Below are 20742 nucleotides of genomic sequence, written 5' to 3'. Positions count from 1 at the left end.
GCATGACCCCCACCGTCATCCTCCTGGTGCTCTGCGCCGCGCTCTGCCACGCCAGCTGGAACGCGATGCTGAAGAGCAGTGCCAGTACCGACCGCAAGGCGGTGCTGACGTTGATGATGGTGGGCGCCGGCCTGGGCGGGCTGCCGCTGGCCATATTGCGGCCATTCCCCCTGCCGGCCAGCTGGGCGTATGTGGCGCTGGGTGTGGCGCTGCACGTGGGCTACAACGTGTTTCTGGTGCGGGCCTACAAGGTGGGCGATTTCGGCCAGTCCTACCCGATCGCGCGCGGCTCGTCGCCCATGCTGGTGTCCATCGGTGCGGCGCTGTTTGTGGGCGAGAACATGGGGCTATGGGTCTGGCTGGGCGTGGTGCTGATCTCGGTGGGTATCTTCAGCCTGGCGGATCTGCGCCGGGGCATGGCGCTGGCCGGGCCGCTGACGGCGGTAATCACCGGCGCCTTTATCGCCGCCTACACCGTGGTGGACGGGCTGGGCGCGCGGGCGGCGGGCGATGCGCTAGCCTATGCAGGCTGGTTGTTTGTGCTGGACAGCCTGGCCATGCTGCTGTTGTACTGGTGGCAGCACCGTGCCTGGCCGCGGAATCTGGGCGCTCGCGCCGTCTGGACCGGGTTGGGCGGCGGGGCGATGTCGCTGGCGTCCTACGGCATCGTGATCTGGGCCGTGGCGCGTGCGCCCATGGGCACGGTGTCGGCGCTGCGCGAAACCTCGGTGCTGTTCGCCGCGCTCATCGGCGCGCTGTTCCTGGGCGAGCCGCTGACCCTGCGCCGCAGCCTGGCCTGTGTGCTGATCACCGCCGGGGCGATGGTGCTGGGCTTCTACCACTGAATCCAATTTGCTATCTAAAACATAGCTGCTTGCGCAGGTTCTATATGCGCTGGCGGCCTGTTTCTTATAAATCGACGGCGGGTACCGGCAGCTGGCCCGATGCCTTGATTTCGCGCAACGCCAGGCTGGAATGGATCAGGCTGATGCCGGGCAGGCTGCGCAGCACGGTTTCCACGAAGTCGCTGTAGGCGTCCAGGCTGGGGGCCACTACCTGCAGCAGGTAGTCGGCCTGGCCGGTCACCTTGTGGCAGGCCAGCACCTCGGGCCGCTGGGCGATGGTGTCTTCAAACTGCTGGATGGCGCTGCCGGTCACCACACCGAAGGTGACCTGCACAAAGGCCAGGATGTCCAGACCCAGCTTGCGCCGGTCCAGCCGGGCCTCGTAGCCGGTGATGAAGCCGGCATCCTCCAGCCGCTTCAGCCGGCGCCAGCAGGGCGTGGTGCTCAGGGCCAGCTGCTCGGCCAGTTGTGGGGTGGACAAGTTGCCGTCTTTTTGCAGAAGCCGCAAAATAGTGCGATCTGTGCTGTCCAGTGCGGTTATGGTTAATTTTGTGCTCATAGTGGGCCATAAAAATATATTTTCTGTGCGCATCCTAGCCTGGAGCAGGGACATAAAGCAAAGCTATTTCAGTGGCTGAGCGGCATACTTTCGGGCATTCACTTCTGCTTGGAAAGAGCTTTCGCATGATCACCGTCTACAACCACCAGCACGCCCTGCACCAGGGCAAGGTCGAGATGTTCCGAGGCCAATTGGTGCCGTGTTTCGAGGTGCCGGCGCGCGCCGATTACGTGCTGCAGGAGCTGCAGCGGCGCGGGCAGGGCGATGTGCGTGCGCCGCAGGACCATGGCCTGGAGGTCTTGCAGCGGGTGCACAGCCCGCGCTACCTGGACTTTCTGGCGAGCGCCTGGAGCGAGTGGGTGGCGCTGGACCCGGCCAATGCCGAGCGTGACGCGCTGCCGTCGGTATGGCCGGTGCGCAGTTTCCGCTCCGACATCCTGCCCGCCAACTTTGCTGCGCGCATGGGGCTGTTTTCATACGACGCCGGCACGCCGCTGACGGCGGGCACCTGGACGGCGGCCTATGCCGGCGCGCAGTGCGCCATCACTGCGGCCAAGCTGGTCAGCGCCGGTGCACGGTCCGCCTTTGCCTTGACCCGTCCGCCAGGCCACCATGCGGGGGCTGACTTCTTTGGCGGCTACTGCTTTTTGAACAATGCGGCGGTAGCGGCCCAGGCCTTGCGCGACGCAGGGGCCGAACGGGTGGCGGTGCTGGACATCGACTACCACCACGGCAACGGCACGCAGGCCATCTTCTACGAGCGCGCCGACGTGTTCTTTGCCAGCGTGCACGGCGACCCGCACACTGAATACCCGTTCTACCTGGGCTATGCCGATGAGACTGGCGCCGGTGCGGGACTCGGCCACAACCTGAACCTGCCGCTGCCGCGCGGCACCGACTTTGCGCGCTGGCGTGCGGCCCTGGGCCGGGCCCTGCAGGCGATCGCCCGCAGCGGTGCCCAGGCGCTGGTGGTGTCGTTGGGGCTGGATACCTTCGAGGGCGACCCGATCTCGGGCTTTCATCTGCGCAGCGAGGACTATCTGCGCGTAGGCGCCGACCTGGCCGCCGCCGGCTTGCCCACGGTGTTTGTGTTCGAAGGCGGGTATGCGGTGGATGCAGTGGGGGTGAATGCCGTCAATGTCCTGGACGGCTTTGCGCAGGCTGCGCCATAGGTTGCTACTGAATTGATAGCTTTTGGCGCAGCTTATATCTGCGCTAGAGCGGTTTTTTGTGCCGCTGAAGTTCTTGCTGCTCGGAAGGCCTCAACAAAACCCCCATGCCAGCCAAGCGGGGTCTTCGGCCAGGTTCAGCATCAGAAACATGCCGGTTTGGTACCACATGAACTTGGAAAACTGGACGGCTTCTGCCCATGTTTGGGGCTTTGCAATGCCTGTACGGGCCAGAAATACCTTCATGCGTTTCGCGGCTTGTAGGGGGTGGACTGGGGGCTTGATTCGGTGGGGTAGTGCTTCGGCCGAGGCGGAGCAATGCAGAGCGCTGGAGTTTATAGGGAATGCCTTCTCGCTGGGGGGGGGGGGCCAGTGGGCGGTGCCCGAAGGCGTCTCGGTGGTGGGCAATTCAGATACTTTTATTTGGGTTATAAGGGTTTTTACTAGCCTTGTTCCGCAACAAAGTACAACAAGTCTCCTTTTGGGTATCGCTGGTGGCATGGGCTAACTCCTACGATTACGCCACCGAACCAGTGCACTCAATGCGCTAGCGGGATTAGTCCAAAAACCTCAGGAGACACTCCATGAAAATGAAAATTTGCGCAGCCGCCGTTGTCGCGATGCTGGGATCCTTCGCTGCACACGCTGCAACCGAACTGGTGATTGCGACCGTGAACAACGGCCACATGATCACCATGCAAAAGCTCACCAAGAACTTTGAAACCGCCAATCCAGACATCAAGGTGAAGTGGGTTACGCTGGAAGAAGGCGTGCTGCGCCAACGCGTCACCACCGACATCGCCACCAAGGGCGGCCAGTTTGACGTGATGACCATCGGCCTGTACGAAGCACCTATCTGGTCCAAGAAGGGCTGGTTGGCACCTATCGTTACCGATGCGGCCTATGACGTGGACGACATGCTGCCCGCCATCCGCAACGGCCTGACGCTGGACGGCAAGCTGTACGCGGCGCCTTTCTACGGCGAAAGCTCGATGACCATGTACCGTGCCGACCTGGTCAAGGCCGCCGGCCTGACCATGCCTGCCAACCCGACCTGGACCGAGATGGCCAACATCGTGTCCAAGATCCACGATCCAGCCAAGGGTGTGTACGGCCTGTGCCTGCGCGGCAAGCCGGGCTGGGGCGACAACATGGCTTTCCTGTCCACCATGGTGAACGCCTACGGCGGCCAGTGGTTCGACATGTCCTGGAAGCCACAGATCGACACCAAGCCTTGGCATGACGCCATCAGCCAGTACGTGGACCTGATGAAGAAGTACGGCCCCCCAGGCGCTTCGGCCAACAGCTTCAACGAAAACCTTGCCTTGATGAACGAAGGCAAGTGCGGCGTGTGGATCGACGCAACCATCGCCGCGTCTTTCGTGAGCGACCCCAAGCAATCCAAGGTGGCCGACAAGATGGCCTTCACCCAGGCACCTACCGCCGTGACCGCCAAGGGCGCGAACTGGCTGTGGTCGTGGAACCTGGCCATTCCAGCTTCTTCCAAGAAGACGGACGCGGCGCAGAAGTTCATCACTTGGGCAACTTCCAAGGACTACGTGAACCTGGTGGCCAAGGAAGAGGGCTGGAATGCCGTGCCTACCGGCACCCGCAAGTCCACCTACGCCAACCCCGAGTTCCAGAAGGTGGCTAAGTTTGCTACCGAAGAGCTCAAGGCCATCAACAGCGCCAACCCCAACGACAGCACCTTGCCCAAGTCTCCGTACGTGGGCGTGCAATACGCTGCGATTCCTGAGTTCCAGGCCATCGGTATTGCTGTCGGCCAGCAAATGAGCTCGGCCCTGTCGGGCAAGGTCACGGTAGACGCCGCACTGAAGACGTCGCAAACCGCTGCTGAACGTGAAATGACCAAGGGCGGCTACTACAAGAAGTAGGGACCGGGTTCTGCCCTCACCCCAACCCTCTCCCGCACAGCGGGAGAGGGCGTAGTACCGGATTTCCTCCCTCTCCCGCCCGCGGGAGAGGGCCGGGGTGAGGGTGGTTTTTCCTCCCCAGCCCCGTCACCCGAGAGCCCACCATGTCACGCTTCCTCCCTCGCGCCCTGATGGCGCCGTCCATCGTCACGCTATTTCTGTGGATGATTGTTCCGCTGGTGATGACGCTGTATTTCTCCGTCATCCACTACAACCTGATGCAGCCCGGCGAGACCGGTTTCGTCGGCTTGGAGAACTTTTCTTACTTCATCACCGACCCCGACTTCTGGCCTTCGGTGCTGCACACCCTGCAGCTGCTGAGCTCCGTGATCGTCATCACCGTGGTCTTGGGCGTAGGCCTGGCCTTGCTGGTCAACGAGCCGTTCCCCGGCCAGGGCATTGTGCGGGTGCTGCTGATCTCGCCCTTCTTCGTCATGCCCACAGTGAACGCATTGCTGTGGAAGCACATGATGATGAACCCGATTTACGGCGTGTTGGCCCACGTGTGGCAGTTCTTTGGCGGTACGCCGATCGACTGGATGACCGACTTCCCGTTGCTGTCGGTGATCATCATGCTGTCCTGGCAATGGCTGCCATTTGCCTGCCTGATTTTCATCACCTCGCTGCAGTCGCTGGACCGCGAGCAGATGGACGCCGCAGGCATGGACGGCGCCAACGCCTTTGACAAGTTTTACTACCTGGTGCTACCCCATATGGGGCGCTCGATTGCCGTGGTGATCATGATCGAAATGATCTTCCTGCTGAGCGTGTTCGCCGAAATCTTTACCACCACCGGCGGTGGCCCGGGCAATGACAGTACCAACCTGGCTTTCCTGATTTTCAAGCAGGCACTGATGAACTTCGACGTGGGCGTGGCCTCGGCCGGTGCTCTGTTCGCGGTGATTCTGGCCAATATCGCATCCGTCTTCCTGGTGCGCCTGGTAGGCAAGAACCTGGACTGAACGGGAGCACGACCATGATGAAAACCAAACCCTTTCCCATCGTCCGCACCGTGTGTGCCTGGGGCGTGGCGCTGTTCCTGTTCTTTCCGCTGTTCTGGCTCACGCTGACGGCATTCAAGACCGAAGGCCAGGCGATTGCCGGGCACCTGTTTTTCTCGCCGACCTTGGCCAGTTTTTCAGAAGTACAAGAGCGTAGCAACTACCTGCTGTTCGCCCGTAACTCGCTGATCACCAGCCTGGGCTCCACTATTCTGGGCATCTTGATTGCGGTGCCGGCGGCCTATTCAATGGCCTTCTTCCCGACCAAGAAGACCCGCGACATTCTGCTGTGGATGCTGTCCACCAAGATGATGCCCGCCGTGGGGGCCCTGGTGCCGGTGTACGTGATGGCGCAGACCGTGGGCATGCTGGACTCGCTGACCGCGCTGGTCATTGTGTTCACGCTGTCGAACCTGCCCATCATGGTGTGGATGCTGTACAGCGCTTTCAAGGAAGTGCCCAAGGACATCCTGGAGGCCGTGCGCCTGGACGGCGCCACGGTGTGGGAAGAATTCCGCTGGGTGATCCTGCCGCTGTGCATGGGCGGCATTGCCTCTACCGGTCTGCTGTGCCTGGTGCTGTCGTGGAACGAGGCCTTCTGGGCCCTGAACCTGACCTCTGCCAATGCGGGCACGCTGGCTTCGCTGATTGCCTCTTACTCCAGCCCCGAGGGCTTGTTCTGGGCCAAGTTGTCCGCAGCGTCGCTGATGGCCATCGCACCCATCATCGTATTCGGCTGGTTCAGCCAGAAGCAACTCGTCCAAGGCCTCACCTTCGGCGCGGTGAAATAGTGAACACCCCCAGGCTACACGCTGTGCGTTTTCGCCAACCCCCTTGCAGGGGGCGAACCCTACGGCCCGGCAAAGCCGGTTCCGTGGGTTCCTGCGGCGCAGGCCCGTTAAGTCTGTGGCATGGCGCTGAATAGCAACAAAGTACAAATACTCGAGGACCATCATCATGTCTTTTCTACAACTTCGCGGCGTTGAGAAGTTCTTCGCCGACCACCGCGCCATCAAAGGCATCGATCTCGATATCAACAAGAACGAGTTCATCGTCTTCGTCGGCCCCTCCGGCTGCGGCAAGTCCACCCTGCTGCGCATGATTGCCGGGCTGGAAAGCATCGACGGCGGCTCGTTGCACGTCGATGGTCGGGACATCACCCATCTGCCATCGTCCCAGCGTGACCTGGCCATGGTGTTCCAGAGCTATGCGCTGTACCCGCACATGACGGTGTACGACAACATGTCGTTCGCGCTGAAGCTGGCCAAGGTGCCGGCGGCAGAAATCAAACAGAAGGTGGAGAGCGCGGCCGAGAAGCTGAACCTCACGCCGTATTTGAAGCGCACGCCCAAGGAGCTGTCCGGAGGCCAGCGCCAGCGGGTCGCCATTGGCCGCGCCATCGTGCGCGCACCCAAGATCTTCTTGTTCGATGAACCCCTGTCCAACCTGGATGCTGCTTTGCGCGGCCAGACCCGTGTCGAGATCCACAAGCTGCACCGCGCCCTGGGCGTGACCACCATCTACGTGACCCACGACCAGGTCGAGGCCATGACCCTGGCCGACCGCGTGGTGGTGCTGCGCGACGGCGCCATCGAACAGGTGGGCGCACCGCTGGAGCTGTACGACAAGCCGGCCAACCAGTTTGTGGCGCAATTCATCGGCATGCCGTCGATGAACATCGTCAAGGCGGCGCAGTTGTCGCAGTTCGGTCCGTTGGCCGGGCAGGCGGCGGGCCGCGTGCCTACCGACGGCCTGATCGGCGTGCGCCCCGAGGGTGTGCGCGTCTTGCCCGTGGGCAGCGCAGGTGTACCGGGCAAGGTGGAGCTGATCGAAGCCCTGGGGGCGGATACCTTGATCCACGTAGACGTCATGGGCACGCCCATGATCTCGCGCCAGGCCGAACGCACCAGCTTGCACATCGGCGACCCGGTGTCCCTGGAGTTCGATCTGAACACCTTGCATTGCTTTGACAAGGCCGGCCGCATGGTCGCCCTGGCGTAAGGAGGTGCTACCTATGTCTTCTACCGAAAACTATGTGATGTTGCATCTGGGCGTGGGCTCGTTCCACCGCGCCCACCAGGCTTTGTACATGCACCGCCTGCGGGCTTCTGGGGATACGCGCTGGTCTCTGGCCGGAGGCAATACCCGCCCTGATATGCCCGAGACCATGGCTGCACTGGCGGCCCAAGGCGGCGCCTATACGCTGGAGACCGTAACCCCGGCCGACGAACGCAGCTACGAACGTATCGAGTCGATTCGGCGCATCCTGCCCTATGAGCCCAGCCTGGCGGGCCTGATCGACGTGGGCGCTACGGCCAGCACCCGCATCATCTCCTTTACCGTTACCGAGGCCGGTTACTACCTGGATGCACATGACGCGCTGGACCTCAGCGTGGCAGATTTGGCCGCTGACCTGGAGCGCGCCAAAGCGGGCCAACCCGGCAGCACCATCTATGCGGCGTTGACCGCCATCTTGCGCGAGCGCATGCGCCGTGGCAGCGGTGCTGTGACCCTGCTGAACTGCGACAACCTGCGCCACAACGGCGACCGGGTGCGCAAGGGCCTACTGTCCTTCATCCAGCTGGCGGGCGACAGCGCTTTAAACGCCTGGGTGCAGGCCCATACCACCTGCCCGAATGCCATGGTGGACCGCATCACTCCGCGCCCTGCACCTGAGTTGCGCCCGCGTGTGTTGGCTACCACCGGCTGGGACGATGCCGCGCCCATCATGGGCGAGTCTTTCATTCAATGGGTGATTGAAGACAATTTCGCCAATGGCCGACCCGCGTGGGAGGCTGTGGGCGTGCAGATGGTGGCGTCCGTGGCGCCGTTTGAAGAGGCCAAGATCCGCCTGCTGAACGCCACCCACAGTTGCATTGCCTGGGCGGGCACGCTGGCCGGCTACCAGTACATCCATGAAGGTACGCACGACGCGCGTATCCGCAAGATGGCCTATGACTATGTAACCACCGACGTCATGCCCTGCCTGGACACGCCGGCCCACCCCAGCCCGCTGGACCTGGCGGCCTACCGCGACACCGTGCTGGACCGCTTCGGGAACGCCGCCATTCGAGACACCAACCAGCGCGTGGCAGCCGACGGCTTCTCGAAGATTCCGGGCTTCATCGCACCCACCGTGCGCGAGTGCCTGGCCCGTGGCGCCAGCATTGATGCCGTGGCCGTGCTGCCGGCGCTGTTCCTGGCGTTCCTGCAGCGCTGGCACCGTGGCGAGCTGTCCTATGCGTACCAGGACCAGGCGATGGACCCGGCCGTGGCGCACGCCATGTGCGAGGCGGCTGATCCGGTGCTGGCGCTGGCGGGTAACGTTCCATTCTGGGGTGAGCTGGCTGGCGACGCGCGCCTGGTTTCGGCCCTGCGCTCTGCCTCGGCCCAGGTTCAACAGTTCATCAAGGACGTTTCGTGAGCCACATTCAACGCCTCGCCGACCAACACGCCTTGCTGACCGGTACTGCGGGGGGCATCGGTCTAGCGGCTACCCAGGCATTTCTGCGGGAAGGCGCGCGCTGCACCGCCGTCGATCTGGCGGCCACGCCGTCTGCAGATTTGCAAGCTCTGCAGACCCAGTACCCGGACCACTTCCAGTACCTCAGTGCCGACGTATCGCGCCAGGACAGCATTGACGCCATGCTGGCCGCTGCCCGTGCACGCTTTGGCACCGTCACCACGCTGCTGAACAATGCAGCGGTGTTCAGCCTGGGCAATATCCTGGAGATCACCGAAAAGCAATATGACGTCATCTTTGACGTGAATGTCAAAGGCATGTTTTTCGTGATGCAGGCGGTGCTCAAGCAGATGGTGGCCGATGGCTGTCAAGGCAGCGTGACAAACCTCGCATCGCAGGCCGGACGCCGTGGCGAGGCCCTGGTAGCGCACTACTGCGCCAGCAAGGCCGCCGTCATCAGCTACACCCAGTCCGCCGCGCTGGCCATGGCACCGCACGGCATCCGCGTCAACGGCATCTCGCCAGGGGTCATCGACACCCCGATGTGGAAAGAGGTGGACGCCCAGTTTGCCAAGGCTGAGGGGCTGCAGATCGGTGAAAAAAAGAAGGCTGTTGGCCTGGCCGTCCCGCTGGGCCGCATGGGCGCCCCCGAGGACGTGGCCCGCGCAGCGGTATTCCTGGCCAGCCCCGAGGCTTCCTACATCACAGCCCAAACACTCAACGTGGATGGTGGTAATGTGATGAGCTGAGATGAAAAGGAGACGACGATGGTAAGCCTGCGCCAACGGGCCCGTGAACCCGAGCTGGAACACGACTTTGGCCGCGACCTGACACTGGGCTATGAGCCCCGCGAAGCCCATGGCAGCCTGCGCTACCTGGAGCACGGCATTCCCACGCCGCTGGTGCGCTGGCACCAGCACGAGGAGTGTGAGCTGCATCTCATCGTGCAGACGCGCGGCAAGCTGTTTGTGGGCGACTACATAGGCCACTTTGAGCCTGGCAATCTGGTGTTGACCGGCCCGCGCCTGCCCCACAACTGGATCTCCAGCGACAGCCCGGCCGAAGGCGTGGTTCTGCGCGATATGGTGCTGCAGTTTTCGGAAGCCCCGTTGCGCCAGGCGGGCGCCGAGGTGGGTGAGCTGCAGGGCGTGCTGCCGCTGCTGGAACGGGCACGCCATGGCATCGAGTTCTTTGGCATGAGCGAGGCTACGCGCGATGCCCTGGTGCGCATCAAGCACAGCCATGGCCTGGCGCGTTTTGGCGAGTTCTTGATGCTGCTGGACAAGCTGGCCAGCTGCACCGATTACCGGCTGCTGTCCACGGTGCAGATGCAGAGCTTTGACGACGACGCCTCGCTGGCGCAGATCAGCGGCATCGTCAGCTTCTTGACCGAGCACAGCGCCGAGCAGTTCACCATGGCCGATGTATCAGCCCGCGTCAGCATGACGGAGAGCCAGTTCTCGCGCTACTTCCGCCGCGCCACCGGCAATACTTTTACCGATTTCGTGAACCGTTTGCGTATCAACCGCGCCTGCCAGTTGCTGATGGAAACCGACCGATACATCAACAATGTGTGCTACGACGTGGGCTTCAACAATGTGGCCAATTTCAACCGCCGCTTCATGCAGATCAAGGGCATGACGCCCAAGGACTTTCGCCGCCAGGCCGAAGCCCGGTATGGTGGTAAAAACCCCTAGTGCTATATAAAACATAGCTGCTCGCGCACGAGGAATATGCGGTAGAGTTAGTTTTTCCTTAGAACTAATTGCGACGTTTCACGCTCTACGCAGCCCATTTCGCCACATTTTTATTTCCCCGTACCTTCTATTCATAAGGCAATGCCATGTACCTTGGACTCGATTTAGGCACCTCCGAACTCAAAGCTTTGCTGTTGGCCGACGACCACCGTGTGGTTGCCGTGGCCCATGCGCAGCTCACGGTGCAGCAGCCCAAACCGCTGTGGTCCGAGCAAGACCCGCACAGCTGGTGGCTGGCGCTGGAGTCGGTGATGGACCAATTGGCCGCCGGCCACCGGGCCGCGTTGTCCGCTGTGCGGGCCATCGGCCTGTCCGGCCAGATGCATGGTGCCGTGCTGCTGGATGCGCAGGACAAGGTGCTGCGCCCGGCGATTTTGTGGAACGACGGCCGCAGCGGTGCCGCCTGCGAGGCCCTGACCCGGGCCGTGCCCGAGGTCGGCCAGATCACCGGCAACCTGGCCATGCCAGGCTTTACCGCACCCAAGCTATGGTGGCTGCGTGAACACGAGCCCGAGATCTACCGCCAGACCGCCCGCGTGCTGCTGCCCAAGGACTATCTGCGCCTGCTGTTGACGGGCGAGGCCGTGACCGATTGCTCCGACGCCTCCGGCACGCTGTGGCTGGACGTGGGCGCGCGGCGCTGGTCGTCCCAGCTGCTGGACGCCTGCGGTCTGTCTGAGTCGCATATGCCCCGCGTGGTCGAGGGCAGCGAGGTGTCTGCCGGCCTGTCTGCGGCTCTGGCCCAGCGCTGGGGCCTGCGTGCCGGCTTGCCTGTGGCGGGCGGCGGGGGCGACAACGCGGCCAGCGCTGTCGGCATGGGTGTGGTGTCGCCAGGGCAGGGCTTTGTCTCGCTGGGCACCTCGGGCGTGGTGTTCCTCGCCACCGACAGCTTCCGCCCGAACCCGGCGCAGGCCGTGCATGCCTTCTGCCACGCGCTGCCAAACCGCTGGCACCAGATGTCGGTGATGCTGTCGGCCGCCAGCGCCGTGACCTGGGCCACCAAATTACTCAAGTTCGAGAACGAGGCTGCGTTGCTGGCTGCTGCCGCCCAGCTCTCGCCACAAGCCCGCGCCCAGGCGCCGCTGTTCTTGCCCTATCTGTCCGGCGAACGCTCGCCGCACAACAACCCGAACGCCCAGGGCGTGCTGTTCGGCCTGACGCACAGCGTTGATGCCTCGGTACTCGCCTACGCCGTTGTCGAGGGTGTGAACTTTGGCCTGTGCGATGGTTGGCGCACGCTGGCCACGGACCAGCCGGTGCATGCCTTGTCTGTGGTGGGTGGCGGTGCCCGCAGCGCCTGGTGGTCGCAAGAGTTGACCAACACCCTCGGTGTGCCTTTGGTCACACAGGAGGGCGGAGCCACCGGCGGCGCCCTGGGTGCAGCGCGCCTGGCCTGGTTGGCGGATGGTGGCACCGAGTCCGATGTCTGCCCCAGCCCGCCTGTCGCCCAGCGCTTCGAGCCTGTGGCGCAGACCGAGTCGGCGGTGGCCCGGTACACCCGCTTCCGGGCGCTCTACCAGACCCTGCGCAGCAGTTTTCCCGCCTGATGCACTCTTTGAACACGTTCTTAAGCCTTTTAGGCCGCCAGTGCAGGTAGAACCTGCGCAAGGTGCTATTGAAAGTGTAGCGAGTGCGCTGGGGTCACAATGGCGTATGTCCCGTCCTCCCCCACATGCATGGCAGGTGCTGCACATCCATCCCGAGGCGCCGCAGAAGCCGGCGTTGGGTACGGCCTGCAATGGTTGTGGTGTGTGCTGCCTATCGGCGCCATGTCCGCTGGGTATTCTGCTGTCGGGCCGGCGCACAGGCGCCTGTGCGGCCTTGCGCTGGGATGAGGGCCAGGCGCGTTATCTGTGCGGCGCCATCAGCCAGCCCGCCGAGGTGCTGGGTCCGCGCATGCTCTGGGCTGCGCCCTGGCTAGGCCGCTGGGCCCGGCGCTGGATTGCCGCCGGCATAGGCTGCGACTCCACGCTACAAGTGGAGCGTTAAGAACGTAAATACGTTCTAAGACTGACGGCGCTGTTTGAACACCAGGTGCCGTGCCGACAGGTAGTTGGACACCAGGCCAGCACAGCTGCCCAGCGCAACGCCCAGCGCAGCCTGGCCAGGTATGTGGATCCAGTGCAAAGTTGCCACATATGCTGCGTAGTTCAGCACCGCGCCGCCCAGCATCGACACCATGTAGCGCAGGTACTGCTGCCACACGGATGCAGACGCGTCAGCCTGGAAGGTAAAACGCCGGTTCAGCCACCAGGTAGCCGTGGCCGCCGCGATAAACGACAGCACCCGCGCCGCATACCAGCCCATGGCCCAGGCCAGCGCATAGAGCACCGCCAGGTCCACCCCCAGGCCGATGACGCCGACCACGCAAAAGCGCAGAAAGGGGGGCAGGGCGCGCACGGGCTTAACCCGCAGTCTGCAGCGCCAACCCGGCGTGCTCGCGCAGCGGGTGGAAGTGGATCTTCGGGAAGCGTTCCTGCGCCAGCCGCACGTCGTAGGGCGAGGTGCAGAGGTAGGCCAGCGTGTCGGCCGCGTCGTGGGCCATGCGCAGGGGGTAGGCGTCGGTGAAGCTGCGCAGCTCGGCCGGGGTGTCGGCGGTGATCCAGCGGGCGCCGGTGTACTGGCAGCTTTCCAGGCGCACGTCGGCGTCGTATTCGGCTTTCAGGCGGTGCTGCACCACTTCAAACTGCAGCTGGCCCACGGCGCCCAGCAGCATGGGGCCGCCGACGTCGGGGCGGAACACCTGGATGGCGCCCTCTTCACCCAGCTGGGCCAGGCCCTGCTGCAGCTGCTTGGTGCGCAGCGGGTTCTTCAAAATCACTGTCATGAACAGCTCGGGTGCAAAGAAGGGCAGGCCGGTGAACTGCAGGCTGGCGCCGTCGGTGATGGTGTCACCCAGCTGCACGCCGCCATGCGTGGTGAAGCCGATGATGTCGCCCGCGTAGGCTTCGTCCACCGCTTCGCGGCGCTGGCTCAGAAAGGTCACCACGCTGGTGGGGCGCAGCTCTTTGGCGGTGCGCTGCACCTTGAGCTTCATGCCCGGCGTGTACTTGCCGGAGGCCATGCGCACGAAAGCGATGCGGTCGCGGTGGGCCGGGTCCATGTTCGCCTGCACCTTGAAGACCACGCCAGCAAAGGCTTTGTCCTCGGGCTGGATTTCCTTGACCACGGGCTGGCGGTTCACCAGCGTGGTGCTGGTGCGGGACTGGGGCGAGGGCGCCAGGTCCACCAGCGCGTCCAGTACTTCCATCACCCCGAAGTTGTTCACGCCGGAGCCGAAGAACACCGGCGTCTGCTTGCCAGCCAGGAAGGCCTCCAGATCCCAGGCGGGGGAGGCACCGGCGGCCAGTTCCATGCTTTGCTCGGCGGTTTCAAATTCAGCGCCGAAGCGTTTGATCAGCTCGTCGCGGTTGCTCAGGGCAATGGTTTCAAATTCCTGTGGCAGGCGCTCTTTGCCAGAGTCGAACACCGTCATGGTTTGCGTGCGCATGTTCATGATGCCGCCGAAGCTCTTGCCCTGGCCCACTGGCCAGGTCATGGGCACGCAGGGCATGCCGAGTTCGCGTTCGATTTCGTCCAGAATGTCCAGCGGCTCGCGCACTTCGCGGTCCATCTTGTTGACGAAGGTGATGATGGGTGTGTCGCGCTGGCGGCAAACTTCGATCAGGCGGCGGGTTTGCGCTTCCACGCCGTTGGCCGCGTCAATCACCATCAGGGCCGAGTCCACGGCGGTCAGCACGCGGTAGGTGTCTTCCGAGAAGTCCTTGTGGCCGGGGGTGTCCAGCAGGTTGATCACGTGCTCGCGGTACAGCATCTGCATCACCGACGACGCCACCGAAATACCGCGTTGCTTTTCAATTTCCATCCAGTCAGACGTGGCATGGCGTGTCGCCTTGCGCGCCTTCACCGATCCTGCGATCTGGATTGCACCCGAGAACAGCAGCAGCTTTTCGGTCAGCGTGGTTTTACCCGCATCCGGGTGGGAAATGATCGCAAACGTGCGGCGGCGGCGGGTTTCAGATGCGTAAGACAAGGTGGGTTCCAGAGAAAAACGGGGCGCTGCGCGGGTGTGAGCGGGCTGCTATGGCCAGGCAGGCAACCTGCGATTTTAACCAGCGGGCCCAAGTGCCGCATCGCTGCTTTGGGGGCTAGAAGCGGGCACTGCGCTGTGCCTGCTTTCGACCCCGCTAACAAAGCCCTGCGCCATGGTGCGGTGGAGCTGCATGGCCTGGTCGCCAACATTTTGTTGGTCGTCGCGGGGGCGCATGCGGCTGCGGCGCTGTGGCACCAGTGGGTGCTGAAAGATGGCCTGCTGCGCCGTATGTGGCCCCGCTGAGGTGCCTGCGCACTGGGCTGTCTAAGCCCGTAGCTCGCGCCGCAGGATCTTGCCCACGTTGGATTTGGGCAGTGCGTCACGGAACTCGATGGACTTGGGCTGCTTGTAGCCAGTCAGGTGCTTGTGGCAGTAGGTCAGCACATCGGCCTCGGTCAATGCAGGGTCGCTTTTCACCACAAACACCTTGATGGATTCGCCTTGTCGTTCGTCTGGAATGCCAATGGCAGCGCATTCCACCACGCCAGGGCAGAGCGAGATCACGTTCTCCAGCTCGTTGGGGAATACGTTGAAGCCGCTGACCAGAATCATGTCCTTCTTGCGGTCCACGATGCGCACATAGCCGCGTGCGTCCAGCGTGCCGATGTCGCCGGTGTGCAGATAGCCGTCGGCGGTGAAGGCCCGGGCGTTCTCCTCGGGCTGGTTGTAATAGCCTATGGTGACGTTGGGGCCCCGGATGCAGATCTCTCCTGCGGCACCGATGGGGAGCGTGTTTCCGTCGTCGTCCTGGATGGCGATGTCCACGCTGGACAGGGGCAGGCCTATGCTGCCGCTGAATGTCTTGCTCAGCACCGGGTTGTTGGTGCCGACCGCGCAGGTCTCGCTCATGCCCCAGCCTTCAATCATGGGGCAGCCTGTGACCTCCATCCAGCGCTGCGCCGTGCCTTCCGAGGCCGCCATGCCGCCAGCCTGGGACACGCACAGGCTGGAGAAATCCACTGTCTTGAAATCGGGGTGCTGCAGCAAGGCATTGAACAGCGTGTTCACAGCCGGCAGCAGGTGGAATGGCCGCTTCTTCAGCACCTGGATGAAGCCGCCGATGTCGCGTGGGTTGGGCACCAGGGTCATGTGCGAGCCCAGGCGCATGCCCATGAAGCACAGCGTCAGCGCGAAGATGTGGTACAGCGGCAGCGCCATGATGCAGTTGACCTTGTGGGTTTCGCCCACTTGCTTCAAAGCCGGCTTGAACCAGGCCTCGGTCTGCAGCATGGCGGCCACGATGTTGCCGTGCGTCAGGATGGCGCCCTTGGACAGGCCTGTGGTGCCCCCGGTGTACTGCAGAAAAGCGGTGGAATCCAGGCTGCAGTGGGCCGATTTGAAGGGCAGCTTGCGCCCGTCTGCCAGGGCCATGTTGAATGCGGTGACCCGCAGCGTTGCGCTGCTGGGCAGGCGGTAGGCCGGCACCAGCTTCTTCACATGGCGCACCATGAAGTTGACCAGGCTGCCATAGGCCAGGCCCAGAAGGTCGCCCATGCGGGTCAGGACCACGTGCTTAATGGCGGTGCGGCCCACCACTTCTTCCAGCGTGCGGGCGAAGTTCTCCAGGATCACGATGGTGGTGGCGCCCGAGTCCTTCAGCTGGTGCTCCAGCTCGCGCGGCGTGTACAGCGGGTTCACGTTCACGCAGACATAGCCGGCGCGCAGCACGGCCACCATGGCAACTGAGAACTGCGGGATGTTCGGCAGCATGATGGCTACCCGGGCGCCGGGCTCCAGGCCCTGTGCTTGCAGCCAGGCGGCCATGGCGGTGGACAGTGTGTCCAGCTCGCCGTAGTGCATCCAGCGCTCCATGCAGACGGAATAGGGCTTGTCGGCGTTCTGCTTGAAGGAGGTGCTCAGCACTTGCTCCAGCGAGCTGTATTGGTGCACGTCGATGTCGTGCTCCACGCCGTCGGGGTAACTCTTCAACCAGCACTTTTCCATGCATTGCTCCTTATGGAGACCATTCTGGAGCGCCTGCTTCGCCGGCGTTACCGGGCTTGTCCTAGTGCGAGGCGGGGCCGCGTCGCCTGGGCGACATGGGCCTCGCTATCGCTCAGGGCTTGGCTGCGGGCTTGCCGCCGGCCTTGGGGGCGGACGGGGCCATAGCCGGCGCGGGCGCGGCAGCAATTCCTTTGTCCTTGGGCAGAGGCGGCACAAAATCCACCACGGTTTGCTTGCCGTTCTTCACCTGCACCATGAAGCTCATGCGGTCCAGGTCGCCTTTGTTGTCGAACTCCGTGTACATCAGCGCGCCGGGGTAGCGGTCGGTGTTGACCTTCAGCCCCTTCATGGCTGCGGCCACGGCCTTGCGGTCCAACACACCGGCTTTCTCGATGGCCGCCTTCATCACGTACACGCCGGAGTAGCCTTTCATGCCGTTGTGGTCGGACACGTATTTGTACTCGCGCTCGAACTTGGCGTTGAACGCGCGCACGGTGGGAATGGGCGCGTCCACCGTCAGCCCCACGTGGGCGATGGCGCCGTTGGCCGCGTCGCCTGCGAGCTCAATCACCTTCTGCCCGGTCAGCGTGGTTTCGCCGATGATGGGCTTGGTCCAGCCCTGCTTTTGCAGTTCGCGCAGCGCGCGGGCGGACTCCTCTTCATTGGTGTAGACGAACAGTGCGTCGGCATTCGACTGCTTGGCGGCGATCACGGCAGCAGAGAAGTCCAGCTGGCCCGACTCGGTGGAGATTTCGGCCACGATGTGGGTGGGCGAGCCCGCCAGCGCCTTCTTCAGCATGTCCAGCCCGCCCTTGCCAAAGTCGTTGTTCACATACAGCACGGCCAGGTTTTTGCTGGTCTTGGTGATGTAGGTGGCGACCTTGGGCATGGCCGTGGCCTGCGTGAAGCTGGTGCGGAAGATATACGGGTTGCCCTGCTGGGTGATGCCGGCGGCTTCGCCACCGGTCCAGTTGGGCACCTCGGCACGGCGGCTCTCGGCCATGCTGACCATGATGGAGCCCGAAAACACCGGCCCGAAGATGGCGAACACATTGTTGTCTATGGCTTTTTGCGTCAAGCCCTTGGCGATGCCCGGGTTGCTCTGGGTGTCTGCCGTGCTGCTTTCAATCTTTTTGCCCAGGATGCCGCCATTGGCGTTGATCTCCTGGACCGCCAGCTCCACCCCGTTCTTGAAGTTGGTGCCCGCTGTGGCGCCCGCGCCCGACAGCTCTACGATATTGGCGATCTTGATGGTCTGCTGGGCCCATGATGAGCTTGTCGCCAGCACAGCTGCGACCACCAGTGAGGCGGTCATGTAATGGTATGAGACGCCGGCAATCGAGGAGAGTTTTTGCATAGGCAGGGGGGTAGTTGGGGCAAGAAAAATGCTGCGTATTGCAACATTTTGTTTCCAGGTCGGCAAGCAATTGCGGGCTGGATCTGCGAAAGAAGAGCGTGAAAAGTGCTTCTGGTGCAATGCCCGCCTGCGCTGAAAGCTCTGCTTTTGATAGCAACAGGTGCGCGGAGACAATAGGCTTATGGAAACCCACCAAGATACCGATGCGCAAGACCAGCGCCTGACCGACCTGGAAATCAAGCTCAGCTATACCGAGCACCTGCTGGAGCAGCTGGACCAGGTGGTGGTGCGCCAACAGCAGCAGATCGACCTGCTGGTGCGCGAGATCGCCCGCCTGCAGCAGCCCTCCACCGACGGTGGCCTGGGCGCGCCGCGCAGCCTGCGCGACGAGTTGCCGCCGCATTACTGACGCCTGCGGCTAAATTTTAAGGAAATCAGGCGCTAGCGCAGGTATTACCTGCGCTAGAAGCTACTAAAAACGTAGCAAGCCGAGGTTTACGCCTTCCAGCGCAGCACCATCGGGTCGAGCCGCTGGGCGGTCTCGATCAGGCCCTTGCGCACTTCGGGGTGCATGGCCGGGAAGGGGTGGCGCGGCGCTTCGCAGTCGATGATGCCGCCGGCCTTCATCAGGGCCTTGGCGGTCAGGATGCCGCCCTGGCGGTTTTCGTAGTTGATCAGCGGCAGCCAGCGGGTGTATTCGGCCACGGCGTCTTCTCGGCGGCCTGCGGCGTAGGCGTCCATGATGCGGCGGATGCCGTCCGGGTAGGCTCCGCCCGTCATCGCGCCTGTGGCACCGGCATCCAGGTCGGGTAGCAGGGTGATGGCTTCTTCGCCGTCCCAGGGGCCTTCGATGGCATCGCCGCCCACGCGGATCAGCTCGCGCAGCTTGGAGGCGGCGCCGGGCGTTTCAATCTTGAAGTAGGCCACGTTCTTGATCTCCTTGGCCATGCGCGCCAGCAGCGCTACCGACAGGGGCGTGCCGCTGACCGGTGCGTCCTGGATCATGATGGGGATGTCGATCGCGTCCGACAGGCTGGCGTAGAACTCGTAAATGCGCTCTTCGGACACGCGGATGGTGGCGCCGTGGTAGGGCGGCATGACCATCACCATGGCGGCGCCGGCATCCTGGGCGCGGCGGCTGCGCTCGGCGCACACGCGGGTGCCGAAGTGGGTGGTGGTGACGATCACCGGCACGCGGCCAGCCACATGCTTGAGGATGGTGGTGGTCAGAACTTCGCGTTCTTCGTCCGATAGCACGAACTGCTCGGAGAAGTTGGCCAGGATGCACAGGCCGGTAGAGCCCGCGTCGATCATGAAGTCCACACAGCGCAGCTGGCTGGGCAGGTCCAGCTGGCCGTCTTCGGTGAAGGTGGTGGGGACCACCGGGAATACGCCACGGTAGCGTGCTGTGGATGCGGTGAATGTTGGGGTCATGGTCTCGCTCGGGTAGTTGTGGGCCCGAATGTAGTGTGCGGTCTGGGGGCTGTCGATAGAATTCTTTCCATAATGTGATCGCTTTTACGACTATACCCAGGCACTCCTCTCATGGCCACCACCACCCATTCCGTACTCAACCGCCTGCGCTTGAAACAGCTGGGCCTGGTGATCGCCCTGGATCAGCACCGCTCGCTGCGCAAGGCCGCCAGCAGCCTGTCGATGACACAGTCCGCCGCCAGCAAGGCGCTGGTGGAAATTGAAAGTGTGATGGGCGGCAGCTTGTTTGACCGCTCGCGCTCCGGCATCGCACCCAACGAGCTGGGCCGCTGCGTGGTGCGCTACGCCTGGCTGTTGCGCTCCGACGTGGACGCCATGGTGCAGGAGGTAGCTAATCTGCGCCGGGGCCGCGGCGGGCGCCTGCAGGTGGGCGTGATCATGGGGGCTGTGCCCGACCTGCTGGCCAATGCCATCCGCCAGCTGCGCCAGGAGGAGCCCGATGTGTCGATAGAGATCGTGGAAGACACCAGCGCGCGCCTGCTGCACATGCTGGACCAGGGCCAGCTGGAGGTGGTACTGGGTCGCGTGGCCGTGAGCCCCAGGCCGGACATGTACCGCTACGAGCCGCTACGTGACGAGCCGCTGTGCGTGGTGGCCGGCCTGGCCCACCCGCTGGCGCGCATGCGCAGCGTGGGCCTGAAAGACCTGGCGCCCTACAACTGGATCGTCTACCCCAGCCGCATGCCGCTGCGCTCGCTGCTGGAGCGCGAAATGGGAGACGCCGGCCAGGCCCTGCCGGCGAACCTGATCGAAACCGCCTCCACGTTCACCACCGTGGTGCTGCTGCGCAATAGCCCGGACCTGGTGGCCCTGCTGCCGCGCGACGTGTGCGAGTTCTTCAAGGCACACAAGCTGCTGAAGATTCTGCCCATCACGCTGACCTCGCGCACGCAGCCTTTCGGCATCGTCACACGGGCCAGCGGCACCTTGACGGGCGTGGCGCAGCGCTTTACCGAGATGCTGCGCCCGGTTGCCTGAGGCGCGAGGCAGGGGCTTTATTTGCCCCAGATCGCCTTGTACTGGGCGCGGTTGTCGGGGTCATTCCTCCAACGGTTTCAGTTTGAAATATCTGGGGTATCCATCGGTTGAGTGCTGCGTTTTGATAGAGCTACCTGAAGCCATAGAT

Annotated in this window: 21 protein-coding genes; 14 read left to right on the top strand and 7 right to left on the bottom strand. The window is 63.3% G+C overall.

From position 1 onward, the window contains the following. Nucleotides 1–2 precede the first annotated feature (2 nt). A complete protein-coding gene (locus tag AC4BBN_RS06075; RefSeq protein ID WP_490591050.1) occupies nucleotides 3–845 on the top strand; it encodes a DMT family transporter in 843 nt (280 codons plus the stop codon). A 64-nt stretch (nucleotides 846–909) separates the two neighbouring features. On the opposite strand, the gene AC4BBN_RS06070 is transcribed toward AC4BBN_RS06075, so the two are convergent. Further along, the gene (locus AC4BBN_RS06070; protein ID WP_490591049.1) at nucleotides 910–1404 is read right to left on the bottom strand and encodes an Lrp/AsnC family transcriptional regulator; all 495 of its coding nucleotides are present in this window, start codon (nucleotides 1402–1404) and stop codon (nucleotides 910–912) included. Between the two features lie 125 nt (nucleotides 1405–1529). Between AC4BBN_RS06070 and AC4BBN_RS06065 the strand changes: the two genes are divergently transcribed. Next, complete coding sequence (locus AC4BBN_RS06065; RefSeq protein ID WP_490591048.1) at nucleotides 1530–2576, top strand: histone deacetylase family protein; 1047 nt, start codon at nucleotides 1530–1532, stop codon at nucleotides 2574–2576. Nucleotides 2577–2666: 90 nt separating this feature from the next. On the opposite strand, the gene AC4BBN_RS06060 is transcribed toward AC4BBN_RS06065, so the two are convergent. Next, nucleotides 2667–2819 (bottom strand): hypothetical protein, encoded by a 153-nt coding sequence (locus AC4BBN_RS06060; protein WP_490591047.1) that lies wholly within the window; start codon nucleotides 2817–2819, stop codon nucleotides 2667–2669. A gap of 338 nt (nucleotides 2820–3157) precedes the next feature. On the opposite strand from AC4BBN_RS06060, the gene AC4BBN_RS06055 reads away from it, so the two are divergent. The 9 genes from AC4BBN_RS06055 (at nucleotide 3158) to AC4BBN_RS06015 (ending at nucleotide 12717) form a co-directional block, all read left to right on the top strand. Further along, nucleotides 3158–4468, top strand: a complete 1311-nt coding sequence (locus tag AC4BBN_RS06055; RefSeq protein ID WP_490591046.1) for an ABC transporter substrate-binding protein — start codon at nucleotides 3158–3160, stop codon at nucleotides 4466–4468. A 143-nt stretch (nucleotides 4469–4611) separates the two neighbouring features. Further along, on the top strand, nucleotides 4612–5469 hold the full coding sequence (locus tag AC4BBN_RS06050; protein WP_490591045.1) for a carbohydrate ABC transporter permease: 858 nt from the start codon (nucleotides 4612–4614) through the stop codon (nucleotides 5467–5469). Nucleotides 5470–5486: 17 nt separating this feature from the next. After that, complete coding sequence (locus AC4BBN_RS06045; RefSeq protein WP_490591399.1) at nucleotides 5487–6299, top strand: carbohydrate ABC transporter permease; 813 nt, start codon at nucleotides 5487–5489, stop codon at nucleotides 6297–6299. A gap of 166 nt (nucleotides 6300–6465) precedes the next feature. Beyond that, entirely contained in the window at nucleotides 6466–7509 is a 1044-nt protein-coding gene (locus tag AC4BBN_RS06040) for an ABC transporter ATP-binding protein (protein ID WP_490591044.1), read from the top strand. 37 nt (nucleotides 7510–7546) lie between these two features. Continuing rightward, on the top strand, nucleotides 7547–8932 hold the full coding sequence (gene dalD, locus AC4BBN_RS06035) for a D-arabinitol 4-dehydrogenase (RefSeq protein ID WP_490591398.1): 1386 nt from the start codon (nucleotides 7547–7549) through the stop codon (nucleotides 8930–8932). After that, nucleotides 8929–9720 (top strand): L-iditol 2-dehydrogenase, encoded by a 792-nt coding sequence (locus AC4BBN_RS06030; protein ID WP_490591043.1) that lies wholly within the window; start codon nucleotides 8929–8931, stop codon nucleotides 9718–9720. The genes dalD and AC4BBN_RS06030 overlap by 4 nt, the downstream gene beginning before the upstream one ends. Nucleotides 9721–9738: 18 nt before the next feature. Further along, a complete protein-coding gene (locus tag AC4BBN_RS06025; RefSeq protein WP_490591042.1) occupies nucleotides 9739–10668 on the top strand; it encodes an AraC family transcriptional regulator in 930 nt (309 codons plus the stop codon). A gap of 146 nt (nucleotides 10669–10814) precedes the next feature. Beyond that, a complete protein-coding gene (gene xylB / locus AC4BBN_RS06020) occupies nucleotides 10815–12275 on the top strand; it encodes a xylulokinase (RefSeq protein WP_490591041.1) in 1461 nt (486 codons plus the stop codon). A gap of 106 nt (nucleotides 12276–12381) precedes the next feature. Beyond that, entirely contained in the window at nucleotides 12382–12717 is a 336-nt protein-coding gene (locus AC4BBN_RS06015; RefSeq protein WP_490591040.1) for a hypothetical protein, read from the top strand. 15 nt (nucleotides 12718–12732) lie between these two features. On the opposite strand, the gene AC4BBN_RS06010 is transcribed toward AC4BBN_RS06015, so the two are convergent. Continuing rightward, nucleotides 12733–13128: a GtrA family protein gene (locus tag AC4BBN_RS06010; RefSeq protein WP_490591039.1), complete on the bottom strand. Its 396-nt coding sequence runs from the start codon at nucleotides 13126–13128 to the stop codon at nucleotides 12733–12735. A gap of 4 nt (nucleotides 13129–13132) precedes the next feature. Beyond that, nucleotides 13133–14761 (bottom strand): peptide chain release factor 3, encoded by a 1629-nt coding sequence (locus AC4BBN_RS06005; RefSeq protein ID WP_490591038.1) that lies wholly within the window; start codon nucleotides 14759–14761, stop codon nucleotides 13133–13135. On the opposite strand from AC4BBN_RS06005, the gene AC4BBN_RS06000 reads away from it, so the two are divergent. Further along, nucleotides 14708–15064 carry a cytochrome b/b6 domain-containing protein gene (locus AC4BBN_RS06000; RefSeq protein ID WP_490591037.1) on the top strand — a complete coding sequence of 119 codons (357 nt, stop codon included), beginning with the start codon at nucleotides 14708–14710 and terminating at the stop codon, nucleotides 15062–15064. The genes AC4BBN_RS06005 and AC4BBN_RS06000 overlap by 54 nt on opposite strands. Nucleotides 15065–15085: 21 nt before the next feature. Here AC4BBN_RS06000 and AC4BBN_RS05995 read toward each other — a convergent pair whose 3' ends face one another. Both AC4BBN_RS05995 and AC4BBN_RS05990 read right to left on the bottom strand, forming a co-directional pair. Next, entirely contained in the window at nucleotides 15086–16765 is a 1680-nt protein-coding gene (locus AC4BBN_RS05995) for an AMP-binding protein (protein ID WP_490591036.1), read from the bottom strand. 112 nt (nucleotides 16766–16877) lie between these two features. Then, nucleotides 16878–18080: an ABC transporter substrate-binding protein gene (locus AC4BBN_RS05990; protein ID WP_490591397.1), complete on the bottom strand. Its 1203-nt coding sequence runs from the start codon at nucleotides 18078–18080 to the stop codon at nucleotides 16878–16880. Nucleotides 18081–18303: 223 nt separating this feature from the next. Between AC4BBN_RS05990 and AC4BBN_RS05985 the strand changes: the two genes are divergently transcribed. Beyond that, nucleotides 18304–18531 (top strand): SlyX family protein, encoded by a 228-nt coding sequence (locus AC4BBN_RS05985; protein WP_490591035.1) that lies wholly within the window; start codon nucleotides 18304–18306, stop codon nucleotides 18529–18531. Nucleotides 18532–18617: 86 nt separating this feature from the next. On the opposite strand, the gene AC4BBN_RS05980 is transcribed toward AC4BBN_RS05985, so the two are convergent. Next, nucleotides 18618–19556, bottom strand: a complete 939-nt coding sequence (locus AC4BBN_RS05980) for a dihydrodipicolinate synthase family protein (RefSeq protein WP_490591034.1) — start codon at nucleotides 19554–19556, stop codon at nucleotides 18618–18620. A gap of 111 nt (nucleotides 19557–19667) precedes the next feature. On the opposite strand from AC4BBN_RS05980, the gene AC4BBN_RS05975 reads away from it, so the two are divergent. Continuing rightward, nucleotides 19668–20594 (top strand): LysR family transcriptional regulator, encoded by a 927-nt coding sequence (locus AC4BBN_RS05975; RefSeq protein ID WP_490591033.1) that lies wholly within the window; start codon nucleotides 19668–19670, stop codon nucleotides 20592–20594. Nucleotides 20595–20742 lie beyond the last annotated feature (148 nt).

The organism is Rhodoferax sp. SPJ21 (assembly GCF_058216335.1).
The sequence above is the reverse complement of the archived record's forward strand: the minus strand, read 5'-3'. Positions and strand labels throughout refer to the sequence as shown.